Below are 1,814 nucleotides of genomic sequence, written 5' to 3'. Positions count from 1 at the left end.
ATGGAAATCGGGGTTCCCGGCAGATTGGAGCCGATATCGTAAACCTTACACGGCAAAGTCAGACAGGCCGTAGGCGAATTTCAACAGGCTGCTAGCCATACCGCGCCACCGAACAAGAAAACATGGCATGGAATATGCTTAAAAATTTGCAGGCATCAGCCTGACCACACTTTGGAGAGACCTGAAATGAAAAAACACACACAGAAGGGCTTCACCCTTATTGAACTGATGATCGTTGTAGCCATCATCGGCATTTTGGCCGCTATCGCTCTGCCGGCTTACTCTGACTACCAGGCAAAGTCAAAAGTGACTGCTGGTCTAGCTGAAATTTCTGGAGGCAAAACAGCATTTGAACTGAAAAAAAATGAAGGTGTTGCGACCCTTACACTCGCCGATATCGGACTAGCCTCTTCCACCAACAACTGCGTCATCGCTGTTACTGGTTCGGAGATTGAATGTACTGTTCGCAATGCCCCAACTCAAGTTACCGGAAAAAAAGTAACTCTTACCAGAAATGCGACTACCGGTGTTTGGACTTGCTCGTCTGACGCTGACGCAAAGTACAAACCCACTGGCTGCAATTAATTTTCTTGCACCAAAAAGACCGCTATTATAGCGGTCTTTTTTATTTAAAAAGGCTGATCTTACTCATGCATGACACAATAAAAAACCCAACTTACTATGCATTGATTGCAGCCTTAATAATACTTTATTTTGTATACAGCTCAGGACTGGGTGGTACGCTATATTACGACGACTTTAGACCAATTTCCGGACTAGGAAACATAGTCGACTTAAACTCTAAAATCGCTTATGTTTTAGGTGAAACATCAGGCCCACTAGGCCGCCCTATTTCCATGCTGACATTCCTGGCAAATCAGAATGATTGGCCTGACAACGTCCATAACATACTACTCTTTAACATCATTCTGCATTGCATAAATGCAGTGATTGTTTTCTTTCTGTGTAACTTGATAATAAAACTACATGATAGAAAAATCCGAAAAACAGAGATTTTCGCACTTAGCGCATCCATGCTCTGGATGTTCTCACCTCTACTGATATCAACATCATTGATAGCAGTGCAAAGGATGGCTGGACTTTCAGCACTCTTTGTTTTTCTTGGCCTTACGCTTTATCTTTCCTGCTTCAAATTTCAAAAAATTAACGAAAAAGTCAGACTTGTGCTTCAAATGCTGGTGATTGGAACTTTCACCACCCTAGCGATGCTCAGCAAAGAAAATGGCATTCTTCTTCCAGTTTTCGCGCTGGTAATTGAACTGACAATTCTGCGTGAAAACTCACTGTCAAAAAAATATAAACAGCTGAGAATTATTTCTTTCTCAATGTGTCTTTCAATAATCATTGCCTATTTAGCCCATTCTACAGGCAACACAGAACAAAGCTACATGAGCCGTTCTTTCACGATGACAGAAAGACTATTCACCCAACCAGTTATTCTGTTCGAATACGTGCGACTTGCATTCATCCCTGACATGTTTTCATACAGACCATTCCATGACAATTATCAGCATTTCTCATCACCATACGAATTGAAACCTCTTTTAGCCATAATAGCGCTTTTCTCTCTATTTTTGATTGCAGTAATAAAAATAAAAAAAATTCCTTTATTTTCATTTGCCGTATTCTGGTTTATTTCAGCCCATCTGCTGGAATCAACCAACCTCAGTCTGGAGCTCTATTTTGAGCACAGGAACTATGTAGCGCTGCTCGGACCATGCATAGCAATTGCAGTGTTTCTGCAAAAAATTCCAGAACGCTATAAAAACCTTTCAATAACCATTTTTTCTCTA

Annotated in this window: 2 protein-coding genes; both read left to right on the top strand. The window is 41.1% G+C overall.

The features are described from left to right. The first annotated feature begins 186 nt into the window (after nucleotides 1–186). Nucleotides 187–585 (top strand): pilin, encoded by a 399-nt coding sequence (locus tag BMZ23_RS14710; RefSeq protein WP_093479085.1) that lies wholly within the window; start codon nucleotides 187–189, stop codon nucleotides 583–585. A 5-nt stretch (nucleotides 586–590) separates the two neighbouring features. Beyond that, nucleotides 591–1,814 (top strand): hypothetical protein (locus tag BMZ23_RS14705; RefSeq protein WP_245748263.1); only part of this gene is annotated, 1,224 nt, incomplete at its 3' end.

The sequence above is a fragment of the Halopseudomonas yangmingensis genome, assembly GCF_900114825.1.
GTDB lineage: Bacteria > Pseudomonadota > Gammaproteobacteria > Pseudomonadales > Pseudomonadaceae > Halopseudomonas > Halopseudomonas yangmingensis.
The sequence above is the reverse complement of the archived record's forward strand: the minus strand, read 5'-3'. Positions and strand labels throughout refer to the sequence as shown.